Annotated in this window: 22 protein-coding genes; 9 read left to right on the top strand and 13 right to left on the bottom strand. The window is 65.5% G+C overall.

What is annotated here, in order from left to right; genetic code table 11:
- Positions 1 to 3: 3 nt before the first annotated feature.
- From art_RS10430 to art_RS10455, 7 genes are all read right to left on the bottom strand, one after another.
- Entirely contained in the window at positions 4 to 678 is a 675-nt protein-coding gene (locus tag art_RS10430; RefSeq protein ID WP_038464805.1) for a response regulator, read from the bottom strand.
- On the bottom strand, positions 675 to 3,212 hold the full coding sequence (locus tag art_RS10435) for a DUF4118 domain-containing protein (RefSeq protein WP_038464807.1): 2,538 nt from the start codon (positions 3,210 to 3,212) through the stop codon (positions 675 to 677). The genes art_RS10430 and art_RS10435 overlap by 4 nt, the downstream gene beginning before the upstream one ends.
- 3 nt (positions 3,213 to 3,215) lie before the next feature.
- Complete coding sequence (gene kdpC, locus art_RS10440) at positions 3,216 to 3,812, bottom strand: potassium-transporting ATPase subunit KdpC (protein ID WP_038464809.1); 597 nt, start codon at positions 3,810 to 3,812, stop codon at positions 3,216 to 3,218.
- A 2-nt stretch (positions 3,813 to 3,814) separates the two neighbouring features.
- On the bottom strand, positions 3,815 to 5,950 hold the full coding sequence (gene kdpB, locus art_RS10445) for a potassium-transporting ATPase subunit KdpB (RefSeq protein ID WP_082000234.1): 2,136 nt from the start codon (positions 5,948 to 5,950) through the stop codon (positions 3,815 to 3,817).
- Complete coding sequence (gene kdpA, locus art_RS10450) at positions 5,947 to 7,602, bottom strand: potassium-transporting ATPase subunit KdpA (RefSeq protein ID WP_038464811.1); 1,656 nt, start codon at positions 7,600 to 7,602, stop codon at positions 5,947 to 5,949. Before kdpA ends, kdpB begins: the two co-directional genes overlap by 4 nt.
- 9 nt (positions 7,603 to 7,611) lie before the next feature.
- A complete protein-coding gene (gene kdpF / locus art_RS21665; protein WP_157875232.1) occupies positions 7,612 to 7,704 on the bottom strand; it encodes a K(+)-transporting ATPase subunit F in 93 nt (30 codons plus the stop codon).
- Between the two features lie 476 nt (positions 7,705 to 8,180).
- Positions 8,181 to 8,930 carry an SDR family oxidoreductase gene (locus art_RS10455; RefSeq protein ID WP_038464813.1) on the bottom strand — a complete coding sequence of 250 codons (750 nt, stop codon included), beginning with the start codon at positions 8,928 to 8,930 and terminating at the stop codon, positions 8,181 to 8,183.
- Positions 8,931 to 9,027: 97 nt separating this feature from the next.
- Between art_RS10455 and art_RS10460 the strand changes: the two genes are divergently transcribed.
- On the top strand, positions 9,028 to 10,404 hold the full coding sequence (locus tag art_RS10460) for an amidohydrolase (RefSeq protein ID WP_082000236.1): 1,377 nt from the start codon (positions 9,028 to 9,030) through the stop codon (positions 10,402 to 10,404).
- 185 nt (positions 10,405 to 10,589) lie between these two features.
- Here the strand turns inward: art_RS10460 and art_RS10465 are convergent, their stop codons facing one another.
- Both art_RS10465 and soxR read right to left on the bottom strand, forming a co-directional pair.
- On the bottom strand, positions 10,590 to 11,300 hold the full coding sequence (locus tag art_RS10465; RefSeq protein ID WP_038464815.1) for a transglycosylase family protein: 711 nt from the start codon (positions 11,298 to 11,300) through the stop codon (positions 10,590 to 10,592).
- Positions 11,301 to 11,607: 307 nt separating this feature from the next.
- A complete protein-coding gene (gene soxR, locus art_RS10470; RefSeq protein WP_038464817.1) occupies positions 11,608 to 12,102 on the bottom strand; it encodes a redox-sensitive transcriptional activator SoxR in 495 nt (164 codons plus the stop codon).
- A gap of 96 nt (positions 12,103 to 12,198) precedes the next feature.
- Here soxR and art_RS10475 point away from each other — a divergent pair, with 96 nt between their 5' ends.
- Together art_RS10475 and art_RS10480 are read left to right on the top strand one after the other, a co-directional pair.
- Positions 12,199 to 12,447 (top strand): hypothetical protein, encoded by a 249-nt coding sequence (locus art_RS10475; RefSeq protein WP_157875233.1) that lies wholly within the window; start codon positions 12,199 to 12,201, stop codon positions 12,445 to 12,447.
- An 87-nt stretch (positions 12,448 to 12,534) separates the two neighbouring features.
- Positions 12,535 to 13,350: a hydrolase gene (locus art_RS10480; RefSeq protein WP_038464820.1), complete on the top strand. Its 816-nt coding sequence runs from the start codon at positions 12,535 to 12,537 to the stop codon at positions 13,348 to 13,350.
- A gap of 161 nt (positions 13,351 to 13,511) precedes the next feature.
- Here the strand turns inward: art_RS10480 and art_RS10485 are convergent, their stop codons facing one another.
- Positions 13,512 to 14,687, bottom strand: a complete 1,176-nt coding sequence (locus art_RS10485; RefSeq protein WP_038464822.1) for a cystathionine gamma-synthase — start codon at positions 14,685 to 14,687, stop codon at positions 13,512 to 13,514.
- Between the two features lie 28 nt (positions 14,688 to 14,715).
- Positions 14,716 to 16,101, bottom strand: a complete 1,386-nt coding sequence (locus tag art_RS10490) for a cystathionine beta-synthase (protein WP_038464824.1) — start codon at positions 16,099 to 16,101, stop codon at positions 14,716 to 14,718.
- A gap of 80 nt (positions 16,102 to 16,181) precedes the next feature.
- Here art_RS10490 and art_RS10495 point away from each other — a divergent pair, with 80 nt between their 5' ends.
- The 3 genes from art_RS10495 to art_RS10505 are packed head-to-tail and all read left to right on the top strand — an operon-like array spanning position 16,182 to position 17,720.
- Complete coding sequence (locus art_RS10495) at positions 16,182 to 16,793, top strand: ATPase AAA (protein ID WP_038464826.1); 612 nt, start codon at positions 16,182 to 16,184, stop codon at positions 16,791 to 16,793.
- A 14-nt stretch (positions 16,794 to 16,807) separates the two neighbouring features.
- On the top strand, positions 16,808 to 17,308 hold the full coding sequence (locus tag art_RS10500; protein WP_082000546.1) for a helix-turn-helix transcriptional regulator: 501 nt from the start codon (positions 16,808 to 16,810) through the stop codon (positions 17,306 to 17,308).
- 10 nt (positions 17,309 to 17,318) lie between these two features.
- Entirely contained in the window at positions 17,319 to 17,720 is a 402-nt protein-coding gene (locus art_RS10505) for a VOC family protein (RefSeq protein ID WP_038464828.1), read from the top strand.
- Positions 17,721 to 17,831: 111 nt separating this feature from the next.
- Here art_RS10505 and art_RS10510 read toward each other — a convergent pair whose 3' ends face one another.
- Complete coding sequence (locus art_RS10510) at positions 17,832 to 21,284, bottom strand: bifunctional proline dehydrogenase/L-glutamate gamma-semialdehyde dehydrogenase (RefSeq protein WP_038464830.1); 3,453 nt, start codon at positions 21,282 to 21,284, stop codon at positions 17,832 to 17,834.
- Positions 21,285 to 21,427: 143 nt separating this feature from the next.
- Here art_RS10510 and art_RS10515 point away from each other — a divergent pair, with 143 nt between their 5' ends.
- Entirely contained in the window at positions 21,428 to 22,363 is a 936-nt protein-coding gene (locus art_RS10515; protein WP_038464832.1) for a LysR substrate-binding domain-containing protein, read from the top strand.
- Positions 22,364 to 22,506: 143 nt separating this feature from the next.
- On the opposite strand, the gene art_RS10520 is transcribed toward art_RS10515, so the two are convergent.
- Positions 22,507 to 23,130 (bottom strand): hypothetical protein, encoded by a 624-nt coding sequence (locus art_RS10520; protein WP_157875234.1) that lies wholly within the window; start codon positions 23,128 to 23,130, stop codon positions 22,507 to 22,509.
- A gap of 216 nt (positions 23,131 to 23,346) precedes the next feature.
- On the opposite strand from art_RS10520, the gene art_RS10525 reads away from it, so the two are divergent.
- Complete coding sequence (locus art_RS10525; protein ID WP_038464836.1) at positions 23,347 to 24,303, top strand: DNA-3-methyladenine glycosylase; 957 nt, start codon at positions 23,347 to 23,349, stop codon at positions 24,301 to 24,303.
- 116 nt (positions 24,304 to 24,419) lie between these two features.
- Positions 24,420 to 25,901, top strand: a complete 1,482-nt coding sequence (locus tag art_RS10530; protein WP_038464838.1) for an FGGY-family carbohydrate kinase — start codon at positions 24,420 to 24,422, stop codon at positions 25,899 to 25,901.
- Positions 25,902 to 25,923 lie beyond the last annotated feature (22 nt).

Raw genomic sequence — 25,923 nt, forward strand, 5'->3', positions numbered from 1 at the left:
CCGTCACGCCGCGAAGCGGTAGCCCATGCCCGCCTCCGTGAGCAGGTGCACGGGCGCAGCCGGATCCTTCTCCAGCTTCCGCCGCAACTGGGCCATGTACACGCGCAGGTAGTGGGTTTCCTTGGCGTAGGCGGGCCCCCACACTTCCGTCAGGATCTGCTGCTGGCTGACCAGCCGCCCCGGGTTGCGCACCAGCAGCTCCAGCACGCTCCATTCGGTGGGCGTCAGCCGCACGGCCTCGCCGCCTCGCAGCACCTGTTTATTGGCTAGGTCCACCGTAAATTCGGCGGTCTGCACGAGCGGCTCGGCAGCTTGCGGCCCGGCACGCCGCGTCGCCGCCCGCAGCCTGGCCAGCAGTTCGTCGAGCCCGAACGGCTTCGTGACGTAGTCGTCGGCACCGGCGTCGAGGGCCTCCACCTTGTCGTGCGAGCCGTGCCTGGCCGAGAGCACGATGATCGGCACCTCGGTCCAGCCCCTCAGTCCCGCGATGACATCGAGGCCATCCATGTCGGGCAGGCCAAGGTCAAGCACGACGACGTCGATCGCCTGTGTTTGTGCGGCGGCCAGCGCCGTGGTTCCGTTGGGGGCCGGCACCACCGTGTAACCGTGTGCGTGCAGGTTGATCTGCAGGGCCCGCAGGATCTGGGGTTCGTCGTCGACGATCAGGACGGTGGTCATGGCAGGGTTCTCACTATTCCGGTGGAGAGCGGCATGCGGATGGTCATGGTCAGCCCGCCGCCGGGTGTTTGTTCGGCTTCCAGGACGCCGCCCATGATTTCGGTGAATCCTTTGGCAACAGCCAGCCCCAAGCCCACACCGGAGCCGCCGTGCGGGCCGTAAGAGACGTCGTCGAGCCTTTGAAAGGGGCGGAACATGGCCATGACTTCCGCGGCCGGGACACCCCTGCCGTGGTCGATCACGCGCAGTTCGCTGGCGGGGCGGCCGTTGATGGTGGCGCTGCCGCTGCCGCCCACGGAGCCAACCACCAGGATGTCCGAATCGGGGGCGTATTTGACGGCGTTCTCCACAATGTTGGCGATGACCCGTTCCAGCAGGCCGGGGTCGGCCTCGATGGGCGGCATGTTGGGCGGCAGCTCGCGGCGCACCCTCTCGGAGGGGACGCCGTGCAGGGCGCCGGGCAGCACCTCCTGCCACGTCACCGGGCCCGCCACGGGGCGCACCATTTGGGCGCTGAGCCGGGACATGTCCAGCAGGTTTCCCACCAGCGCATCCATGCGGTCCGAATAGTGCTCAATGGTGGCCAGCAGCTCCGCCTCGTCCTCCGGGCTGAAGGTCACCTCGGTCTGGCGCAGGCTGCTGACCGCCAGTTTGATGCCGGCCAGGGGTGTGCGCAGGTCATGGGAAACGGCACGCAACACCGAGGTCCTGATGTTGTTGTCCTGGCTCAGCTGCACGTTCTCGCGCTGTGTTTCACTCAACGCCTCGCGTTGCTCAAGGGCCAGCAGGTGGGCGCCGAAGGCACTGAGCAGCCGCCTGTCGCGGGCCGGCAGGATCCGCCCGGACAGCCCCAGTACCCAATGGTCTGAGACTTCCTCCACTGTGTCAGCTGCAGCAGGGTTTTGTGGGGGCTCCTCCCCCACTGACGCAGCCAGGTGCCATGTTCCTGGAGGCGCCGCCGTGGCGAACAGGGCCACCGAGCGCATGCCAAAATGGTCCCGCACCTGTTCCAGAAACACCTGGACCGTGTCCTGGGAGGCGAGGATGCCGCGGGCCAGTTCACTGAGGGTGGCAGCCTCGGCGCCTGCCTGCACAGCTTCCCGCGAGCGCCTTGCCGACTGGTCCACGGCGAGCGCCACGGCAACGGCGACCACAAGGAACACCAGCAGGGCCAACAGGTTTTCGGGGTCGTTGATGGTCAAATTGCCCACGGGTGGGGCGGAGAAGTAGTTCAGCAGCAGGCTTCCCCACACGGCTGCCAGGATGGCCGGCCACAGCCCGCCAACCAGGGCAACCCCGATGGCGGCGGCGAGCTGGATGACCATGGTGGTTTGCAGGCTCAACGGCCCTGTGCCCAGCTGCACCAGCACAGGGAGCACCACGGCCAGCGCGAATCCTGCCACAACACGTTTCCGGTTCAGTTCCCCCCGGTTGCGCACGACTCCCCCGGCAGCGCTATGCGGGTGCGGCACCATGTGCACATCCATGTCGCCGGCGTCGCGCACCACCCGCGCCCCCACCCCGGCCCCCAGCAAGAATCCCAGGCGCGGTTTCCGGCGTGAGGAACCGATGACGATTTGCGTGGCGCCGGCGTTGCGGGCAAAGTCCAGCAGCGCCCGTGCGGGGTCTTCCCCGCCCACCGAGTGGTAGCTGCCACCCAGGTCAGTGACGAGTTGGCGTTGTCCTTCAAGGGCCGACGGCGCGTCCCCGGAGACGCCGTCGGACCGCGGCACGTGCACGGCCAGCAGCTCCCCGCCGCTGACCCGGCTGAGGATCCGGGCTGCCCGGCGCAACAGCACCTCTCCTTCGGCCCCTCCGGAGAGCCCCACCACCACGCGTTCCCGGGTGGGCCAGTTCTCGGCGATGCCGTGGCTGTGCCGGTAGGCGGCCACCCCTTCTTCGACCCGGTCGGCCAGCCACAGCAGTGCCAGCTCCCGCAGTGCCGTGAGGTTTCCCAACCGGAAGTAATTGGCCAGGGCGGCGTCCACCTTGTCTGCCGCGTACACGTGTCCCGTACTCAGGCGCTGGCGCAGCAGTTCCGGCGGGATGTCCACGAGCTCAATTTGTTCGGCCCTGCGCACCACGTCGTCCGGGATGGTTTCCTGTTGGCGGACCCCCGTAATTGATTCCACCACATCCCTGAGGGAGGCCAGGTGCTGGACGTTGACGGTGGAGTACACGTCGATGCCGGCGGCGAGCAGTTCCTCCACATCCTGCCACCGCTTGGCATTGCCTGCCCCGGGAATGTTGGAGTGGGCGTACTCGTCAACCAGGGCCAACGCGGGCCGGCGGGCGAGCAATGCGGCAACGTCCAGCTCCTGAAAGTCGGAGCCGCGGTAGCTGAGGTGTTGGGTGGGAACGCTCTCGAGACCGGCCAGTTGGGCGCGGGTTTGCGCCCGGCCATGGTCGAGGATGACCCCGGCCACCACATCAACACCTGCCGCGGCTTGGGCATGGCCTTCCTCCAGCATGGAGTAGGTCTTGCCCACACCGGGTGCTGAGCCCAGGAAGATCCGCAGGATGCCGCGCGTCATAGTTTATTCTCGCAGGCCTGTGGCAGTTTTTTGCACGGCGGCCAGGGCAGCGTTCAAGGTGGTGGTGTTCACTGACGGCTGGCCCAGAAACGCATTCACCCCGGTGCTGGTGTTTTGTGCGATCAGCTCCCGCACGGCTGCTTCGCCGACCCCGTTGGCCGCCGCCACCCGCGGCACTTGCAGGGCTGCGTACTCTGGCGATATATCCGGGTCCAGTCCTGAGCCGCTCGCCGTGACTGCGTCGATGGGCACGGCGTCCGGGGCAACCTTCTCCCTTGCCACCACCTCTGCCCGGTTGGTGGCAATGGCCTCCACCAGCGCGGGCTGGTTGGGTCCCAGATTGGAGGCCGACGACGACGCCGGGTCCCAGCCCACCGCCGAGGGCCGCGGGTAAAAGAACTTCTCCCCCGTGACCGGCTGGGCCAGCAGTGAGGAACCCGCAGCCTTGCCACCCACCGTCAGAATGGAGCCGTTGGCTTGGGCGGGGGCAATCAGCTGCCCGGCCCCGAAAACCAACACGGGGTAGGCCAGGCCCAGCAACAGGGTGGCGCAGAGAAGGAACCGCAAGGCTGTGAAGAGTTGGCGTCCATAGGCGTTCATAATTATTGACCAATCGTGGGGATGAGGGAGACCAGCAGGTCGATGAGCTTGATGCCAATGAACGGGACAATGACGCCGCCCAGGCCAAAGATGAGCAGGTTTCGGGACAGGGCCTTGGCCGCCGAGACTGCCCTGTATTTCACCCCGCGCAGCGCCAGCGGAACCAGCGCCACGATGACCAGTGCGTTGAAGATGACGGCCGAGAGGATGGCGCTCTCGGGTGAGGACAGCCCCATGATGTTCAGCAGGCCCAGCCCGGGGAACGTGGCGGCAAACAACGCCGGCACAATGGCAAAGTACTTGGCCACGTCGTTCGCCACCGAAAAAGTGGTCAGCGAACCGCGTGTGATCAGCAATTGCTTGCCAATGCCCACAATGTCAATGAGCTTGGTGGGGTCCGAATCCAGGTCCACCATGTTGGCCGCTTCCTTGGCCGCACTGGTGCCCGAATTCATGGCCACACCCACATCCGCCGCAGCCAGCGCCGGGGCATCGTTGGTGCCGTCCCCCGTCATGGCCACCAACCGCCCCGCCTCCTGCTCGGCCTTGATGACGGCCAGCTTGTCCTCCGGGGTGGCCTCGGCAACAAAGTCATCCACCCCGGCCTCCGCGGCAATGGCAGCGGCCGTGACCTTGTTATCACCGGTGATCATGATGGTCTTGATGCCCATCGCCCGCAGTTCGGCGAACCGTTCCTTCATGCCGGGCTTGACCACATCCGCCAAATGGATGACGCCCAAAACCTGCGCGCGCCCGCCGTCGTACGTGGCCACCAACAGAGGGGTGCCACCGGTTCCCGAGATTTTCAACACCGCCTCGTCAAGTTCCTGCGGCAGGACTCCGCCGCGTTCCTTCGCATAATGTTCGACGGCGGACGCGGCCCCCTTGCGCACCTCCAGAACCGCTTGGGTTGGGTTGGCAGGATGCCCCACGGGCAGGTTGAGCCCGCTCATCCGGGTCACGGCGCTGAACTCGATCACATCGACGTCCGTGGTGAGCGTTGCTGTGGCATCCGGAGCTGCCCCATCCCCATCGCCCTCGGCCAGCTCCACTGCCAGCTCCACGATCGAGCGGCCCTCGGGTGTTTCGTCTGCCAGCGAGGATAAGCGTGCCGTCTCGATGAGCAGTTGCTGGTTTACGCCGTCGGCCGCGAGGAAGGCAACCGCGCGGCGATTGCCGTAGGTGATGGTGCCTGTCTTATCCAGCAGCAGGGTGGTGATGTCGCCGGCGGTTTCCACGGCCCGGCCGGAGGTGGCCAGGACGTTGCGTTGAATGAGCCGGTCCATGCCGGCGATGCCGATGGCCGGCACCAGCGCGCCGATGGTGGTGGGGATCAGGCAGACCAGCAGTGCCACCAGCACCACGGGGGTGGGCAGGGCGCTGGCGAAGTTCGCCATGGGTGCCAGTGTCATGACGGCGACCACGAACACGATGGTCAGCGAGGCCAGCAGCACGTTCAACGCGATTTCATTGGGCGTCTTTTGCCGGGTGGCGCCTTCCACCAGGGAGATCATCCTGTCCAGGAACGTCTTGCCGCTGGCGGCCGTGATGCGGATGGTGATCCTGTCCGAGAGCACCATGGTGCCGCCCGTGACGGAGCTTCTGTCCCCACCGGATTCACGGATGACGGGGGCAGATTCGCCGGTGATGGCGGATTCGTCCACGCTGGCCAGGCCCTCGATGACGTCGCCGTCACTGGGGATCAGGTCCCCCGCCTCACAGATGACAATGTCACCCACCTCGAGGTCGGTGCCGGGGACGAGCTCCTCTTCGTACTCTTCGTGTCCGTTGCCGTCGTGAGCCCCGCTTGACTGGCCGGCTGGCACCAAGGTGCGGGTCCGGCGTCGAGCCATGACTGAGGTGCGGGCGGCGCGAAGGCTGTCAGCTTGGGCCTTGCCACGTCCCTCGGCAATGGCCTCGGACAGATTGCCAAACAGCACCGTCAACCAAAGCCACACGGTGACGATGATGGAAAATACGGCCGACTCGGAGCCAATGGCCAGTTGCTGGACGCTCACGGCGGTGCAGACAATGGAGCCGATCAGCACGGTGAACATGACTGGCGAGTGGATCATTTGGCGGGGATCGAGCTTGCGGAAGGCCAGGGGCAGAGCCGCGAGCGTGTTGTTCAGGTTCATTTCAGGAGTCCTTCTGCAGCCGGGCCCAGGGCGAGCGCGGGGAAGTAGGTAAGTGCTGTCAGGATCAGGGAGATGCCGCCCAGCAGCACGGCAAACAGCGGTCCGTGCGTGGCGAGGGTTCCTGTGGTGGCGGGGATTTTGCGTTGCTTCGCCAAGGATCCTGCGAGCGCCAAGACCAGCGCTATGGGCAGGAAGCGGCCAAGGAACATGGCCAGCGCCAACAGGGTGGCCAGTCCAGGACCGGAGCTGGTGATGCCGCCAAAGGCCGAGCCGTTGTTGTTGGCGGCGGAGGTGAAGGCGTACAGGATTTCACTGAAGCCGTGCGGGCCCTCGGCGGGTGCCGCTGCTGCTAGTGCGGGTGTTGCCACGGTGATGGCCGTGCCGAGCAGCACCAGTGTGGGGGTGACCAGGATGTAGAGGGCCACGAGCTTCATCTGGGGTGCGCCAATCTTCTTGCCCAGGTACTCCGGGGTGCGTCCCACCATGAGGCCGCCGATGAACACCGCCACCACGGCGAGGATCAGCATCCCGTAGAGGCCGGATCCGACGCCACCGGGGGCAATCTCGCCCAGCATCATGTTCAGCATGGCCAGTCCGCCGGCCAGGGGCGGCAGGGAATCGTGGGCCACGTTCACGGCGCCGGTTGAGGTCAGGGTGGTGGCTGTGGCGAACAAGGCGCTGGGGGCACCGCCCAGGCGCTGCTCGAATCCTTCGCCCACGCTGGTGCCGCTGCCGGTGAAGGCGGCGATGGCCCAGGCCATGAGGGAGGTGGAAATGAGCCAGAACGCCACCATGACGGTGAGTACTGTGTAGCCCTGGCGTTTGTCGCCCACCATGCGTCCGTACATGGCCGGCAGGGAGAACGGGATGACCAGGATCAGGAACACCTGGAACAAGCTGCTGAAAGCCGTGGGGTTTTCAAAGGGGTGGGCCGAGTTGGCGTTGAAGTAGCCGCCGCCGTTGGTGCCCAGGAGCTTGATGACTTCCTGCGAAGCGACCGGACCGCCGGGCACTGTTTGCTGGGCGCCTGTGACAAGGGTGTGGATGGCCGTGCCGCCCCAGTTTTGGATGACGCCGGTGATGATCAGGACGACCGCACCAACAATTGCCATCGGCAACAGGACGCGCAGGGCGCCGCGGGTCAGGTCGACCCAGAAGTTGCCAAGGTTGTTGGTTTGGGCCCTCGTGAGACCGCGAATCAGGGCCACCACAACGGCCAGCCCCACGGCGGCGCTGAGGAAGTTCTGCACGGCCAGCAGCATCATCTGGACACCAAAGCCAAGGGTTGCCTCCGGGGCGTACGTCTGCCAATTGGTGTTGGTGACAAAGGAGACCGCCGTGTTCATGGCAACCCACGGGTCCACGGCCCCCAATCCCTGATTGAAGGGCAGGATTCCCTGCAGCAGCTGGCCAAGGAACAGCACCACAATGGAGACAATGCTGAATGCCAGCAGTGAGCGCAGATACACCTTCCAGTGCTGGTCTGCCTGCGGGTCAATGCCGGAGAGCTTGTAGAGGCCGCGTTCCACGGCCAGGTGCTTGTGGCTGGTGAATGTTTTGGCGAGATACTTGCCCAGGGGCTGATGGACGGCGGCCAGCACCACTAGCAATATGGCCAGCTGGGTGGCGAGCGAGAAGAAATTAAGGTCCATGGTGTCCGCTTACCACTTCTCGGGGCGGATCAGGGCGGCCAGCAGGTAACCCAGCAAAGCCAAGCCCACCAGCCCCAAAATGAGCCACGTAACTAAAACCACGACAAACCTACTTTCACAATGTGCGTTGATGTCTTTCTCAATCGCACACCCGCGGAGTGGGCTTGGAGCTGGTTTTTACGTGTTCTTTACGCTGTTCCGGGCAATCTTGACGGCTTCCTGACTCTTGGCGGTGTAGCACCCAGCCCGTGCCGGGCCGCGGGCGACGTGCCGCACCGGACACCAGATCGAAACTGCAGATATGGCGATTCCCGGCGCCCGCACCAGATCGAAACCGCAGATATGGCGACCCCCGGCGCCCGCACCAGATCGAAACTGCAGATATGGCGACGAATTGCCCGGATTCATCGCCTTTTCTGCCGTTTGGAATTCTGTGAGACCAGCAAATCGCCTTATCTGCCGTTTGGAATCGGGTGGGGCGCTGCGGGGGCGATATTGCCTTCGGAGGCAGGTCTACAGGCGTCCGATTGCCATGTCGGCCCCGCGCCAGGGTCCCCGGGAGCGCCAGCAGCCCAGCGTCAGGAGGAGAATCCGCCGTCGGACTTGATGAGCTGCCCGCTGACCCAGCGCCCGCCCGGTGAGAGCAGGAATGCCGCGGTCGGCGCCACGTCCGCCGGGGTGCCGAGCCGTTCTCCCGGCTGGAGCGCCGTCATGGCTTCCCGGGTGGCCGCGTCCATCCAGCCGGTGTCCACGGGTCCGGGGTTGAGGACGTTCGCGCTGATGCCCTGCCCGCCCAGCTCGCGTGCGGCCGCAAGCACGATCCTGTCCAACGCGCCCTTGGACGCCCCATACGGCAGGTTGAACGCCGTGTGGTCGCTGGTCAGCGCAACGATCGCGCCGCCGTCGGGCTTGGCCTGCCGGGCAAACGCGGCAATCAACTGCCAGCTGGCGCGGGTGTTGACGGCAAAATGGCGGTCAAAGGCCTCCACCGACGTGTCCAGGATGGCCGAATCCACCGATTCGCAGTGTGCGAGCACCATCCCCTCCAACGGCCCCGCTTCCTGCGCGATCGCCGCCATCAAGCGTTCGACGGCGGACGGGTCGCCGAGGTCGCCCGGCAGGGACCACACCCTGGCGCCGGCCGCCTCGAGCTCAGCGGTGAGAGTGCCGACATCGTCCGGCTGAACGCCCCATGGCATGCGTTCGTCGTAGGCCTGCCAATAGTTCAGGACCACGTCCCAGCCGTCGGCTGCGAGCGCCCGGGCAATGCCGGCGCCGATGCCGACAGTACGGCCCACCCCTGTGATTAATGCTGTTTTGCTGTGCATCGCCCCAGCCTATGCCCGCGTGGGTGTGCCCCGACACATTGGGCACCTCAAACGCGATAACTTTGAAGGGTCCAGAAATGGCACGCGAAAGGCAATCATGAGCAGCTCACAGCCCACCCCCACACCTGGTTTTATCCCTGGCCGGGTGACACGCAGGGCCGCTGCTCCAGCGGGAAAGCCGGGATCGGTTCCCGTCAAGCCGATCCCGGGCGGAAAGAAGCCCGTGCCCGCCGCAGCCAAAAAGCCTGACACGGCAACCATCAGCGCCACTATCCGCGAGGCTGCAGCCGCTGCGAAGAGACGCGTCCTGGCGATCACCAACGCCCACGTCGTCCCGGTAGAGGGCGAACCGTTCGACGGCACCGTACTGGTTGAAGGCGGCAAGATCCTTGGTTTGGGCGCCTCCATCCAGGTTCCCGAAGGCGCGGACGTGCTCGATGCGAAGGGCCAGTGGCTGCTGCCCGGCTTCATCGACGCCCACGTGCACCTGGGCATGGACCCGGAAGGCGAAGTCTCCTCCACGAGCGACGTCAATGAGATGACCGATCCCGTCATGGCCGCAGTCCGGGCCATTGACGCCGTCGACCCGTTTGACCCGGGCTTCGACGACGCCCTAGCCGGCGGCATCACAGCCGTCAACGTCAACCCGGGCTCCGGCAACCCGATCGGCGGGCTCGCCGTAGCAATGCACACGCACGGGCGCTACATCGAAGAAATGGTGTTGCGCTCTCCCAGCGGCCTGAAATCAGCCCTCGGCGAGAATCCCAAGCGCGTTTACGGCGAAAAGAAGAAGACGCCCTCCACCAGGCTGGGAACCGCGCTCGTGATCCGCCAGGCATTCATGGCCGCCCAGAACTGGCTGGCGCTGCCCGAACCGCGCCCGCGCGATGCACAGATGGAGGCGCTGGCCATGGTGCTGCGCCGCGAGATCCCCTGGCGCCAGCACTGCCACCGCGCCGACGACATCGCCACCGCCATCCGCCTGGCCGACGAATTTGGCTATGTGCTCGTAATCGACCACGGCACCGAGGCCCACGTCCTGGCCGACGTGCTGGCCGAACGCGGCACTCCCGTGTTGATTGGCCCGTTGTTCACCACCAAGTCCAAGCCGGAGCTGCGCGCCCGCTCCATCGCCAACCCGGGCAAGCTGGCGGGGGCCGGCGTCGAAATTTCCATCATCACCGACCACCCGGTGGTGCCCATCAACTTCTTGGTCCACCAGGCCACGTTTGCCGTGCGCGAGGGCCTGGACCGGGATGTTGCGTTGCGCGCCATCACGATCAACCCCGCCAAGGTGCTTGGCCTCGATGCGCGGATAGGCTCGCTGAAGGTGGGCAAGGATGCGGATCTGGTGCTGTGGAGCGGTGACCCCCTCGATGTCATGGCCCGCGCCACGCAGGTGTTCATCGGCGGCAAGCAGGTTTACACCTACGACGCCGACGCCCGGGTGGGTGTCGCAGCCTCCCGCGTGTAGCACTCCCCTCCCCCCACGACTCCCCCACACGAACGCGGCAGCACCTTCCGGGGTGTTTTCCTGAACGCCGCAGCACTCAGTGCTGCGGCGTTCATGATTTATGCCCGGAAGGTGCTGCCGCGTTTCCAGTGGGGCGGCGCTTCAGGGAAACCCCAGCGTGGGCTGCTGCGGCGCAGGCGTGCGGATTAGGCGGGGAGTTGCAGGACTGCCCCGGTGAAGATCAGGTCAGGGTGAATGACCGTGTCGGTGTTGGCCTGGTACAGGGTTTCCCAACCGCCCTGAATGCCGAGTTTGTCGGCAATGATGCTCAGGGTGTCCCCGGATTCAATGGTGTAGGTCTCGCCGCTGAGGGCGATCGCAACGGGAGCGGGTGCCTGCTGCACAGGCAACTGCTGGAGAGGTGCTTGCTGAACGGGAACCTGCTCAATTGGAAGCTGTTCGACGGGCACCTGCTGCACAAGTGCCTGCTGAATTGGAACCACGTCTGCGGACTGGGCGGCAGCCGGAGCAGGCGCCTCCGGAACAGCAGCGGGGGCGTAAGCTGCACCGCCGCCCCCGCTCAGGCCCAGCTGTGCGGCGCAAGACGGCCAAGCACCCCAGCCCTGACCGGCCTGCACGTTCTCGGCCACTGCAATCTGCTGCTCACGCGAGGCGCTTTCCGGAGACCCGGTTCCGCCATAGGCAGCCCAGGTACTCGGACTGAATTGCAGGCCGCCGGAGTATCCGTTACCGGTGTTGATGGCCCAGTTGCCGCCGCTTTCACACTGCGCGATCGCATCCCAGGTGCCACCGTCGGCCGCGTTGGCCCCCGTCCCAGCCACGGCCAGACCGCCGCCGGCAATGGCGCCGATGGCCAGGACACGGCCAATGTTGCGCGTAATTTTGGAGTTTTTCATCGATGCGTTCTCCCGAAGGCCACCTTCGCTCCATCCGTCCCCGGACATCTGCACGCCACCGTCCAACCCATAGACATGGAGGTTGTTTCCGTAGCCTTCCGCATGACGGTGTTCGGTGTTGGAAGGCCCGGGCAATCGTGGCGGCTAGAGCTGCCGCCGGCCCCGCAGGGCATGATCAAGCCTAAAGCGATATGGAATCGATACACAAATCAGGTAACTGTTACCTTCTTGACATATCTTTTGACAGTTTCGTGAGGTAACCTAGGCTTTTTGCCATGACCCTGACCCTTCAAGATCTCCGCTTTTTTCAGTCCGGAGCCGAGGTTGCATCCGTCCGCCTGCCCGCATTTTCCGCCCTCCTCACCCAGCGTGAGCCGGGACCTTCTGCTGCTGCCACATCGTCTGGATTGAACAGCGTGCACCTCCCCAGGGACAGGCAGCCACAACCGATGCAGCCATCCAGCGAGGTCTGCAGAACTTCAAGCTGGCGAATCCGCAAGGCAACCAGCTCCGACCAGCCAGTACTCATGTGCGTCCATTCACGTTGCGTCGGTGCCCTGTCAGCGGGAAGCGAGGCGAGCGCCGTCGTAATCTCCTGCAGTGTCAGGCCAACTCGCTGGCCGGCCGCAACGACGGCGATCCTGCGGAGTGTGTGGCGGGGAAAGAGGCGCTTGTTGCCTGAGGTCCGCTCGGATTGAATCAGGCCCCGTTCCTCGTAGTACCGCACGGTGGGCACGCTGATGCCCGCTCGACGTGCGATTTCGCCGATGGGGAGCAATTCATTGGGTGCAATCCGTGCCATGCCTTGAATGGTGCCATGGAGATGATTTGACCTCAAGTTAGCTTGAGCTAGTTGGCTGGTGCCCACTACATCCGCTCAACACCCACGGAGCCCGCCATGACCGCACCCCTGTTCCATACCCGCACCAGCCGCGACGCCTCACCGGTGGCAGGGACCCCTCCCCCGGACACTGGCCAGGACGCACGAAAAACGGCCGACGAATCATTTCGCCGCAATGCCAAGCGCCTGCGTCGGCTACGAAAGCTCGCGAGGAAGAACTCCGCCTCCGAGGTGCCCCCGAATCAGCTGCGTCCGCATGAAGACTTGTCCCTTTTGTGGGCCGGACACATTACGGGCCCGCGCTGAGCCAAACATCTTCCGAAACGGCTTGACCTCACGCTAGATTGAGCTAGTTGGCTGATCCTGTTCACAGCAACACCTTCAAGGAGCCCCATGACCATTTGGACCTGCGCCACGTGCGCCATTGAACACCCCGACACGCCTGCGCCGCCGGAGGTGTGTGAAATTTGTGCCGACGAGCGTCAATACGTCCCGGCCACCGGCCAGCGCTGGACCACGAGGGATGAGCTCGCCGCAACGGGTATGCGGATCGTTGTCCACGAACTGGAGCCGGGCCTGCATGCCGTGACCACCGAACCAAAATTGGGGATTGGCCAGCGCGGGCTTCTCCTGCAGACACCGCAGGGCAATGTGCTGTGGGAGCCGCCTGGATTCATTGACGACGCCGGAATCGCTGCGGTCCACGCGCTGGGCGGAGTCACCGCCATTTCAGCAAGCCACCCGCATCTGACGGGTTCCTCCATTCAGTGGAGCCACGCCTTTGGCGGTGTCCCCGTGTACGTTGCCACAGCCGACAAGCGCTGGATCCGCCGTCCGGACTCCGTCATCGAGCTGTGGGATGGCGAAGCTGAACCAGTACCCGGACTGCGGATGCTCCAGTGCGGTGGCCACTTTGCTGGCAGCAGTGTGCTCCACTGGCCTGAAGGGGTCGGGGGTCATGGGGCACTCATCACGGGCGACACCATAGCCGTCGGTGGTGACAGGAAATCCGTGAACGCCATGCGCAGCTACGTCAACAACATCCCCCTGCCCAGGCGGGCCATCCAACGCATCCTTGACACCATTTCGCCGCTGGAATTTGACCGGATCTACGGCGCCTTCGGCATCATCGATGGCAATGCAGCCTCCATCACCCGGCGTTCCCTGCAGCGTTACATGGACTGGCTGGACGGCACCCCCAAGGAATAATCCTCTGCCGCCGACGCTCCTGCAGATATGGGGCCTTTTTCATGAACCCTCCTGCAGTTCAGTGCAGGAGCGTTCGTAAAAAAGGCCCCATATGTGAGCGAGCGTTTGGTTTGGATAGGCGCGGCCGGCGGGTTTGGATAGGCGCGGCCGGCGGGCCAGCGTTACGACAGGGTGTTCAGGGCCTGATCCAGGTCTGCAATCAAGTCCTCGATGTCCTCAATCCCCACGGACAACCGGATCAAGTCAACCGGCACGGCCAGCTCCGTGCCCTTCACCGACGCGTGCGTCATTTCCGACGGGTAGTTCATGAGCGACTCAATGCCGCCCAGCGACTCCGCCAGCGTGAACACGCGCGTGGCCTCTGCAACCTGGCGGGCAGCAGCCTCCCCGGCCTTGAACTGCACCGAGATCATGCCGCCAAAACCACGCATCTGGCGGGCGGCCAGCTCGTGCCCGGGGTGGCCCGGCAGGCCGGGGTACAAGACCCGCGACACCTCGGGGCGGGTCAGCAGCCATTCGGCCACGGCCTGCGCGTTGGAGCAGTGCCGATCCATGCGCACGCCCAGGGTCTTCAGCCCGCGCGTCGTCAGCCAGGCTTCCATCGGCGCGGAGACTGCGCCCACGGCAAACTGCACAAAGCCGATCTTCTCAGCAGCCTCGGGGTCGGAAAGAATGATCGCGCCGCCGGAGGCGTCCGAGTGCCCGCCAATGTACTTCGTCGTCGAATGCACCACAATGTCGGCGCCCAGGGCGAGGGGGTTCTGCAGGTAGGGCGAGGCAAAAGTGTTGTCGACCACCAGCAGCGCCCCGGCGGCGTGCGCCGCCCCGGCGAGCGCGGCAATGTCGGTGATTTTCATCATCGGGTTCGACGGCGTCTCCACCCAGACCATCTTCGTCGCGCCTTCCGGACCGCCGGCGGCAACAGCGGCGGCCAGGGATCCGCCGTCGTTCATGTCAACGGCGGCGTTGCTGATGCCCCACACCGAAAGCACGCGGTTGATCAGCCGGTAGGTGCCGCCATAGACGTCATTGCCCATGACGATGTGGTCGCCGGGGACCAGGAGCGCGCGGATCAGGGCGTCCTCGGCGGCCAGTCCGGAGGCGAAGCTGAACGCGAACGCCCCGCCCTCGAGTGCGGCGAGCTGGGCCTGGAGTGCGTCGCGGGTGGGGTTGGTGCCGCGGCCGTATTCATAGCCGTTGCGGAGCTTGCCGATCCCGTCCTGCGCGAACGTGGTGGTTTGGTACAGCGGCGGGATGACGGCGCCGGTGGTGGGGTCGGGGGTTTGTCCGGCGTGGACGGCGCGGGTGTTGAAGCCTGTGGTGGAGTGCTCGGTCATGATGCTCCTAAAAAGTCGGTCGTCTGTATCAGTCGTTGAGGTAGTTGAGCAGGTCGTGGCGGGTCAGCACACCCACGGGCGCGCCGACAAAAGTGACCATGAGCGCGTCAACTTCCTGCAGCTTGGTGCGTGCGGCGGAGATGGGCTCCAGCGAGCCGATGATGGGCAGCTGTGGCTGCATGTGGTCGGTGATCTTGTCGGTCAGCTTGGCCTCGTGCCGGAACAGTTTGCCGGTCAGCGTGCGCTCATCGACGGCACCGATCACCTCCCCCATCACCACTGGCGGCTCGGCGGTGAGCACCGGAATCTGCGAGACACCGTACTCCGCCATGAGGTTGATGACGTCGCGCACCGTCTCGTTGGGGTGGATGTGCACCAGCTCAGGCAGCGCGCCTGTCTTGGCCTTGAGCACATCCCCGATGGCGGGTTCGTCCGTGACCTTCAGGAAACCGTACGACTGCATCCACGAGTCATCAAAGATCTTGCCCAAATAGCCGCGGCCGCTGTCCGGCAGAAGCACGACGACGACTGCCGCGGGTCCCAGCCCCTTCGCAGCTTCCAGCGCGGCCACCACAGCCATGCCGGAGGAACCTCCCACAAGCAGGCCCTCCTCGCGTGCCAGGCGGCGGGTCATGGCGAAGCTGTCGTTGTCGCTGACCGCGATGATCCGGTGCGGGACCTTGGGGTCGTAGGAGGCCGGCCAGATGTCCTCTCCCACGCCTTCAACCAGGTAGGGCCGCCCGGTGCCGCCCGAGTAGACGGAGCCTTCGGGGTCGGCGCCGATGATCTGGACCTCGCCGCCAGCTGCGGCGTCCCGGTCCGCGGAAGCCTCGCGCAGGAACCGGCCCGTGCCGGTGATGGTGCCGCCCGTACCCACGCCGGCCACAAAGTGGGTGACTTTCCCGTCGGTGTCGCGCCAGATCTCCGGGCCGGTGGATTCGTAATGGCTCAATGGGCCGTTTTGGTTGGAGAACTGGTCCGGCTTGTAGGCGCCCGGAATCTCCTTCACCAAACGGTCGGAGACGCCGTAGTAGGACTGCGGGGAATCGGCCGCGACCGCCGTCGGGGTCACCACCACCTCGGCACCGTAGGCCGCCAGGACGGCCCGCTTGTCCTCGCCCACCTTGTCGGGGACCACGAACACGCAGTTGTAGCCGCGCTGTTGCGCCACCATGGCCATCGCCACGCCGGTGTTGCCGCTGGTGGGTTCCACCACGGTGCCGCCGGGCTGGATTTTGCCCTCACGTGCGGCCTCGTCCAGCATCTTCACGGCGATGCGGTCCTTGGCTGATCCGCCGGGGTTCAGGTACTCAAGCTTGACCAGGACGGTGGCCGCGATCCCGTCGGTGACCTTGTTCAGTTTCACCAGCGGGGTGTTGCCGATCAGGTCCAGGACGGAGTTGGCATACTTCATAAGTTCAAACGTAGTCCTCCGCCCGCCACGCGCCAAGGAACATTACCGTTTAGGGCTTTTGCCGCAATAAACTTGCTTTCATGCTGACCGCTGCCGACCCCCTGCCCACCCGGCCCCAACGAATCCTCGTTGCCGGGGTCTCGGGCTGCGGCAAAACCACCCTGGCCGCGCGCCTCGGCAGGGTGCTGGACCTGCCGCACACCGAGATCGACAGCCTGTTCCACGGACCCAACTGGGTGCCGCGCACGGACTTTACCTCCGACGTCGGCCATCTCACCAAGGGGTCTGGCTGGGTCACCGAGTGGCAATATTCTGCCGTGCGCCGCATGCTCGCCGAGCGCGCGGACACACTGGTGTGGCTCGATTATCCTGTGTGGCTGTCCATGTCGCGGCTGGTGCGGCGCACAGTGCGGCGCCGGCTGCGCGGCCAGGAGTTGTGGAACGGCAATTTTGAGGGCCCCTTGCACGGCGTGTTCACCGATCGCGACCACATCATCCGCTGGGGCTGGCGCACGCGGTACAAGCTGCGGCTGCGCGTTCCCGCCTTGGAAGGCGAATTTCCGGGGCTGAGTGTGGTGCGGCTGCACTCACCTGCCGAGGTCGAGGTGTGGCTGCGCAGGCTGGCGGTAGTCCCGGCGGACGCAATCGCGGACGGGACTGCGACCCCCGCGGCTACCAAGGACCCGGCATGAACCCCCAACCGTCAGTGACGGAGGAGGAGCTGGCCACGCTCACGTTGCTGCGCCGGGCCAGGGACCTGATCGACAGGGAGTACGCTCAACCGCTGGACGTGCCCACCGTTGCGGCGAAGGCGTTCATGTCCCCCGCCCACTTCTCGCGCAAGTTCCGCGCCGCCTACGGTGAGACACCCTATTCCTATCTCATGACCCGCCGCATCGAACGAGCGTCGGCGCTGCTGCGTGCTGGAGCTTCGGTGACGGATACGTGCATGGCCGTGGGCGCCACCTCGCTGGGTTCCTTCAGCTCGCGGTTCACGGAAATCATGGGCGAAACGCCCAGCAGCTACAAGTCCCGCGACCACAGCGCCATCGAAGCCATGCCGCCCTGTTTTGTCAGAGTCACTACCCGGCCGGCCCGCAACGGCGCCGGCAATGGCACCCGCGCCGCCACCAAGTCGGCAAACCCAGGCGCGGGCGCCGCCAAGTCGAGCAGGATTGAAGAAGCAGCGGCAAGGCTGCCGCATTAGCGTTGGTGCCATGACTATTTCACTGCAGTACACGCACCTCACCGTCAATGACCCCGACGAGTCGATCGCCTTTTACCGCGACGCACTGGGGCTTGTTGTCCAGAACGACGTCAGCAACGGTGAATTCCGCTGGGTCACCATGGGCACCAGCACCCAGCCGGGTCTGGGGATCGTGCTCTCCGAGCCGCACGCTGGCCGCTCCAAGGACGATGGCGACGCCATGGCGCGCCTCCTCGCCAAGGGCGTGCTGCCCATGCTCAACTTCAGCGCATCAGACCTTGATGCCACCTTCGAGAAGGCAGTGTCCGCCGGTGCCGAGGTATTGCAGGAACCCATCGATCAGCCGTGGGGCCCGAAGGACTGCGCGTTCCGCGACCCGTCCGGCAACACGGTCCGCATCGCGCAAGCCTGACCTCCCCAGAAAAATGCGCCCGCTCCCCACTAATGCGCCCCGTAGAGCGGGCGCATTAGTAGGGAGCGGGCGCATTTTTGCCTCAGCAGCTCCGTCTCTGCCGCTGGAGTGCTAGATCAGGCCGTCCGAGAGGTGGTCCGGCGTGCCGAAGCGGTGCGCTGTGATGCTGACGGCCTGCTCGTGCAGGAACGGCAGCATCTCCACACGCCCGGCTTCCGTCACCGAACCGTGGTAAATCGCCAGGTCGGGCCGCCCGCCAGTGGCCTCATACACGGCCGCAGCATCCCCGCCGATCAGGCGGATGCGCCCGGCACCAAAGCGCCGCGCCCGGGTGAGCCAGTCGCCGTCGTGCTCCACAGCGACCGAAATCCGCAGGCTGAACAGCAGGGCCTGCACCTCGCTGGGAAGTGCGACGCCGGAGGAGACCTCCGGTGTTGCCCCGGCCAGGATTCCTGCCGCCAGCACGCGCAGGAGCTTCGCGGGAGATTCGCCCTCGGCCAGCCGCACCAGCGGGTTCAGGGGCAGGTAGCGGAAGACGTTACGCTCGGCCGACAGCGCCGAAACGTCCTTGGCCACACCGAATTCGGCGGCCCATGCGGCGGCATCGCTGTGCAGCGAGCGGCTCAGGAACGCCTGCTCATCATCGGTGAATGAGGACGCGGCCGTCAGCAACTTCCGGGCTGCATCGCCCAACTCAGCGGCGGCCGCTGCCGGCGCTGAAACCCAGGAGCCCAGGCCCATGAGGTAGTTCGGTCCGCCGGCCTTGGTGCCCGGACCAACCGCCGACTTCTTCCAGCCACCAAACGGCTGGCGCTGCACGATGGCACCGGTGATGCCGCGGTTCACGTACAGGTTTCCGGCCTGGATGGTGTCGAGCCAGAGGCCGATCTCCGCTGAGTCCAGGGAGTGCAGTCCGGAGGTGAGTCCGTAGTCGATCGCGTTGACCATGGCGATGGCCTCTTCGAGGGTGTCCGCCGTCATGACGCCCAAAACGGGGCCAAAGAACTCGGTCAGGTGGAAGTGGGATCCAGCCGCAACGCCGGTCCGCACTCCCGGTGACCACAGGCACCCGGTGGAATCCAACTGGCGCGGTTCGATGGCCCAAGACTCACCGGCGTCCAAGGTGGTCAGGGCGCCCAGCAGCTTGCCGGCCGCCGGTTCAATGACCGGGCCCATCTGCGAGGTGGCCACGCCGGGGTAGCCCACGGCGAGGCTCGCCGCCGCATCCAGCAGCTGGTTGCGGAAGCGCTTGGACTTCGCCACGGAACCCACCATGATCACCAGCGATGCCGCAGAGCATTTCTGCCCGGCGTGCCCAAAAGCAGACTGGATAACGTCCTTCGCCGCCAGGTCAAAGTCCGCACTGGGCGTGACGATGACGGCGTTCTTGCCGGACGTCTCGGCCAGCAGCGGAAGGTCTGTGCGGAAGCGCCGGAACAACTCGGCCGTCTCGTAGCCACCGGTCAGGATCAGCCGATCAACGGAGGGGTGCGCAACGAGCGCCTGTCCCAGCTCCTTCTCGCCCAGTTGCACCAGCGCCAAAACTTCGCGCGGCACGCCGGCGTCCCACAGTGCCGCCACCATAAGGGAGCCGCTGCGCCGTGCCTGGGTCGCCGGCTTAATAACGACGGCGGATCCCGCAGCGAGCGCCGAAAGGGTCGACCCTGCCGGGATGGCCACAGGGAAGTTCCACGGCGGCGTCACAACGGTGAGCCGCGCTGGGACGAACGTTGCGCCGTCGACCGTTTCCAATTCCTTGGCGCGTTCGGCGTAGAAGTGGGCGAAGTCCACGGCCTCGCTGACCTCGGGATCACCCTGGTCAAGCGTCTTGCCTGTCTCCGAGGCCATGACCTCAAGCAGTTCGGCGCGGCGGGCGTTGAGAAGGTCGCCGGCCCGGTGCAAAATTGCCGCACGCCCGGCCCCGCCCAGCGCAGCCCATTCAGTGGAGTGCTCGACGGCGGTGTCCACAATCTTGTTCAGCTCGTCCAGCTCGGTGACGGTGGTGTCGGCGACGAGGCGTTCACCCAGGGTGGATGACGGGATGCGGGCCAGGATGTTGGCGCCCCAGGCGCGGTTCACGGCCAGGGCGGGGTCGGTGTCCGGGGTGTTGGAGAAACCGTCCGCAGGTGCAGGGGCGGCAGACAGCGAGCGGTCCTGCACTCGGTTGGTGGGCGGCACCGAGTCGTCAAGGTCGGACAGCGAGGCGAGGAAGCGTTGCTTTTCGCGCTCGAACAGGGCCTCGTTGTCGGAGAGCTCGAACACGGCGGACATGAAGTTGTCCTGGCTGGCACCCTCCTCGAGGCGGCGGATGAGGTAGGCGATGGCCACGTCGAATTCGCCCGGGTGGACCACAGGCGTGTACAGCAGGAGGGAGCCGACGTCGCGGCGGACGGCCTCGGCCTGGCCGGTGGCCATGCCCAGCAGCATCTCAAATTCGAGCTGTCCGGAGGTGGCACTGATGCCGCGCTGCTTGGCGAGGAGCCAGGCGTGGGCTACGTCAAAGAGGTTGTGCCCGGCCACTCCGACGTGCACGTTGTTGATGTGTTCGGGGGTCAGCGCGTAGTTCACGATGCGCTTGTAGTTCGTGTCGGAGTCCTGCTTGGTGCCCCAGGTGGCGAGCGGCCAGCCGTTGACGGAGGCCTGCACCTGTTCCATGGGCAGGTTGGCGCCCTTGACGATCCGTACCTTGACGGGAGCGCCGCCGTCGGCCCTGCGCACGGCAGCCCACTCCTGCAGGTCGATCATGGCGGCAAGGGTGTCGGGCAGGTAGGCCTGGAGCACGATGCCGGCCTCGAGGTGCTTGAACTCGGGCTTGTCCAAAATGCGCTTGAACACGGCAATGGTCATGCCGAGGTCCTTGTATTCCTCCATGTCCAAGTTGATGAACTTGGGCTTGGGGAAGGAATTGGCCAGCGTGTAGAGCGGGGTGAGCTTGTCCACCACGTGGTTGACGGCATCGTCAAAGGCCCACGGCGAGTGCGGGGCCACGGTGGAGGATTCCTTGATGGAGACGTAGTTGACGTCGTCCCTCGCCAACAGTGCCAGGGTCCCCTCGAGGCGGCGGTTGGCTTCGCTCTCTCCGAGGACGGCCTCGCCCAGGAGGTTGATGTTCAAATCGACGCCGCCGGCGCGGATCTTGGCGATGGCCGGGCCCAGCTTGGCGTCGGTGGCGTCCACGATCAAGTGGCCCACCATGTCGCGCAGCACCCTGCGGGCAATCGGGATGACAAGCTGCGGCAGCACGGGAGCCATGATGCCGCCCAGGCGGACGGCGCCGCGCATGTACCAGGGCAGGAATGTCGGGACCTTGGGCGCCAGTGCCGCAAGGTTGCGTCCGGCCACGGCCAAGTCTTCCGGGCGGATGACGCCGTCGACGAATCCCACGGTGAAGTCCAGCCCGTTGGGGTCCTTCAGGACGCCGGCCAGCCGCTGGGCGGACACGTCGGCGGGGAACTTTGCGGCTTCCGTGAGCCAGTGCCGGACCAAGGCGATCGTCTCGTCCGCGAGATCGTCGCCGGGGACCGGAATGTTGGCGGCTGTGGCCGCTGCGGTGGTGCTTGTCATGGCTGCTGGTGGGTTCTTTTCTGTTGTGCGGAGCGTGCTGGAACAATGGTTCTCACCACAAGTATGCGACTAAAGTTCATTTAGCAAAAGTGGTGATTTATGATGGATATTGATCACTTTTATTAACCTATCTGGAGGCGTCCATGCTGGACCTCAAACGGCTGCGCATGCTGCGTGAACTGCACCTTCGCGGAACCCTTGCCGACGTGGCTGCGGCGCTGCAATACAGCCCCTCGGCCGTCTCCCAACAGCTGGCACTTCTGGAAAAGGAAGCCGGCGCAAAACTGCTGCGCAAGGTGGGCCGGCGCGTGCAGCTCACGCCCCAGGCCGAGATCCTGGTAGCGCACACGGCGGAAATATTGGAGACCCTTGAGCGTGCCGAGGCCGACCTCTCAGCCTCCCTGTCGACCGTGACGGGAACCGTGAAGCTGGCCGTGTTCCAGTCGGCCGCCTTGGCCTTGCTGCCGAACACACTCACCGCCATGGCCCAGGCCTACCCCGAGGTGCGCATTGAAGTGGTGCAGCGCGAACCGGAAACCGCGCTCTACGAAACGTGGGCGCGCGACTTTGACCTCGTGGTTGCCGAACAGTATCCCGGCCATGCAGCCCCGCTGCACCCCGAGCTCGACCGGGTAACGCTGACCACCGACGCCATTCGGCTCGCCGTCCCGCACGAGGGCGTGGCCGGCGGCATGGCGCGCCTGCTGGACGGACCCATCATCGGCATCCAGGACACCGCACGACTGCCGTGGGTCATGGAACCGCACGGGGCCGCGTCCCGCCATTGGGCCGAGCAAGCCTGCCGTCAGGCCGGTTTTGAGCCCGACGTCCGCTTTGAAACAGCCGATCTCCAGGCCCAGGTCAGGCTCATCGAGTCCGGCAACGCCGTGGGCCTCATGCCGGATCTCATGTGGACGGGACGACCGCCAGCACTGGCGCTGCTGGACCTGCCGGACCTGCCCCGCCGCACAGTGTTCACGTCGGCCCGCCTGGCCAGCCGCCTGCGCCCGGCGATCCTGGCGTGCAGGGAAATCCTGACCCAGGCGGCGGAGGGCATCGCCGCTGACGCCGAGGTGTGACATCACGCCCGGTCCACTTCGCCGAGGTGTGACATCACGCCCTGTCCACTTCACCGAGGTGTGAGATCACGCCCTGTCCCACAGGGCGTGATCTCACACCTCAGCAGGAAGAACAGTGAAAGTGCGACGGCGGATGGCTGATTTTAACGCGCCAGTTCCCTGATGACGGGGCCCAGCAGGCGGCGCAGTTGTTCGGGTTTCCTGCGCGCGGCCTCGCTCAGGAGCACCTGCTGCGGCCCTGTCTGACGCAGCCAGAATCCCTCCAGCGGCAGGATCACTAGGTTCAGCTCAAAGGGCGAAGCCTTTCGCCCCAGCTCCTTTTCAATGGACTGCACCAGCTTCGTCACAGCCAAGCCCTGAACCCTGAGGTTGGCTTGGAACTGCTTGAAGTACGCTTCGAAAGCATTGTCCGCTGCCGCCCCTGCAGACCCAAAGTACTTCTCAACCATGTCCCGGAACGCTGGCTCCCGGTCCTCGAGCGAAAAGTAGTCGATGGGTCCTCCTCGCGGAATAACTCGTGGGTCCGCCAGCAGTCCCGAGAACCACGCCGTCCACTCATCGCCCAGCAGGATGTCTAGATCAGGTCCGGTGACTGGAATGTGTTCGGGCACCTCCGGCACCAGCGGTGGAATGAAGAACGGCACCGTGGCCGGCAGCTTCAAAACGTCCCGAATATACAGGGCCACCGTGAGCGGCCACGACAGGTCCTCGCCCATCCGCCAACTTGCCGGCGCCCTCTTGCCCCAGATGTTCCCTACCCGTTGCATGTCCGCCCATCACCCTCGCCGCCGCTGTTTCGCCCAGCCTACGACCGCCGTCGAACTTTGACCATGGCACCCCCACCGTCGAGGTGTGAGTTGACGCCCTCTCTGGCCCTTAGGAGAGGGCGCCAACTCACACCTCGGCCAAAGTAATCGGGCGTGATTTCACATCTCGGGAGAAAGGCATCCCTCATTCCCAGCAGCGCATGCGACCATGGTTCCATGACAGTCGCAGCAGCCACTTCAGCACCCCCAGCGGTCTGGGATCCCGGCGGCTCCTATTCGCTGCAGCATACGCTGGGAATCCTGGCCCGCGGCCCCGGCGATCCCACCGTCGCACTGGCACCCGGCACTGCCTGGCTGGCCTTCAACACGCCCACCGGCCCGGCAACCCTGGGCATCACCCACCGCGGCACAGAGCTGCATGCACGGACTTGGGGGCCGGGCGCGGTACATGCGCTGGCCGGCGTCCCGGCGCTGCTTGGCACCTATGACGACTGGTCCCACTTCGACTCCCCCGCCTTTACCGAGTCGCTTCCCCGCCGCATTCGGGAAGCACGACGGCGGCACCCGGCACTGCGCCTGCCCGCCACCGGGCGCATGGTTGACGCGCTGGTGCCGGCCATCCTAGAGCAGAAGGTCACCGCGATTGAGGCCCAGCGCGGCTACGCCACGTTGTTGCGGAAGTTTGGCTCTGCGGCGCCCGGAGCGGGAATCGTCCCTGGCATCCCGGCCAACTTGCTCGTGGCCCCGACCCCGTCGCAGTGGGCGGCCATTCCCTCCTGGGAATGGCACAAGGCAGGTGTTGGACCACAGCGCTCGGCGACGGTGCAGCGGATGCTGCGGTCGTCGTCGGGCTTGGAGCGGTTAAGCCTGCTGCCTGCGGAAGAGGCAGGCCGAAAGCTGCAAAGCATCCCCGGAATTGGCGCCTGGACGGCGGCGGAGGTCACGCAGCGCACTCATGGCGACGCCGACCAGGTGGCGGTGGGTGACTACCATCTTGCAGCCTATGTTGGCTGGGCGCTGGCCGGGAAGCCGGTGGACGACGCCGGTATGCTGGAGCTGCTCGAACCATGGCACGGGCACCGGCAGCGCGTGGTGCGGATGCTGCAGCTGAGCGGTTTCCGCAAGCCGGCGTTCGGGCCGCGGATGACCATTCAGGACCATCGCGGGCACTGACCGGACGGCCACCATGTCCTGGCACAGCAGAATCAACGCATAATGGAGACATTCAACTTGGGCCGCGACACCTTGCATGGGACGCGCCAATGACCCGATCACAGAGGCGGACACACATGTTCCTCGGCATTGATGTAGGAACCGGAAGCAGTAAGGCCGTCCTGACGAATCCGGACGGCTCCATTGTTGGCACCGCCACCATCACCCACCAGGTGTCACTCCCCCGTCCCGGGTGGGCGGAATTCGATGCAGAAAACACGTGGTGGGAGGAGGTCATCAGCCTGTGCGGCGAGCTATTCGCAAGACACGATCCGGCCACGGTCGCCGGAGTCTCCATCAGCGGCATGGGGCCCTGCCTTGTCGTCACCGATGCCGACTTCACACCGCTTCGCCCGGCGATTCTCTATGGTGTGGACACCCGGGCGGAACGGCAGATCGAGGACCTGAACCGGGAATTCGGCGACGCCGCCATGTACGCCACCGGCGGCAAGGTCCTGTCGTCCCAGGCGGTGGGGCCCAAGCTTCGCTGGCTTGCCGATGAGGAGCCCGAAATTTTCGACGCGACCCGCTACTGGTTCAGCGCCAGCTCTTTTCTGACCGCCAAGCTCACCGGGGAATATATCCTGGACCACCATACGGCCAGCCAGTGCGACCCCCTGTACGACATCCACCGGCAGGACTGGATTCCCGAGCGCACGGACGCCATCGCCCGGCACATCCCCATGCCCCGGCTGGCTTGGTCCACCGACATTGTTGGCACCGTGACCGCCGGCGCCGCCGCCGTGACGGGAATCCCGGCGGGAACTCCCGTCTGCGCCGGCACCGTCGATGCCTGGGCCGAAGGTTACAGTGCCGGCGTCCGCCAGCCCGGGGACCTGATGCTGATGTATGGCTCCACCATGTTCTTTGTGCAGGTACTGGAGGCCTTCCATTCACACCGCCAGCTGTGGACCACCGCAGGAGTGGAACAGGGAACACTGACTCTTGCCGGCGGAATGTCGACCTCCGGAAGCCTTATCACCTGGCTGGCACACCTGTTCGGCGACGTCCCCATGGAAACACTCATGGAAGAAGCCCTGGCGGCCGGCCCCGGCGCTGACGGACTGCTGATACTGCCCTACTTTGCGGGGGAACGCTCACCGATTCTTGACCCTGATGCCCGCGGCACCATCATTGGCCTCACCCTCCGGCACGGCCGCGGGCACCTGGTCCGGGCTGCCCTGGAAGGCATCGCCTTCGGTCTGCGCCAGAGCCTGGAACTTTTTGAAAGTTCGGGCCAGCCCATCCAGCGGATTCTGGCAGTGGGCGGCGGTACGCAGGGGACGTTGTGGACCCAGCTGGTTAGCGACATTCTGGGGCGGCCCCAGATCATTCCAGAGCAGACCATTGGTGCAAGCTACGGGGATGCGCTCATGGCGGCCATCGCCACCGGAGCCGTCCCGCCGGAGACCGACTGGACGCGCATGGCGCGCGTGGTTGAACCGGATCCGGCCTCGGCGCCACTGTACGACACCTTGTATGACAACTATTGCCGGCTGTATCCGGCCACAGGCGGGCACATGCATGCTCTGGCGCGGATCCAGCGGGACGGCACCTAAGCGCTGATTTGTTGCGGACCTG

This window comes from Arthrobacter sp. PAMC 25486, assembly GCF_000785535.1.
GTDB lineage: Bacteria > Actinomycetota > Actinomycetes > Actinomycetales > Micrococcaceae > Specibacter.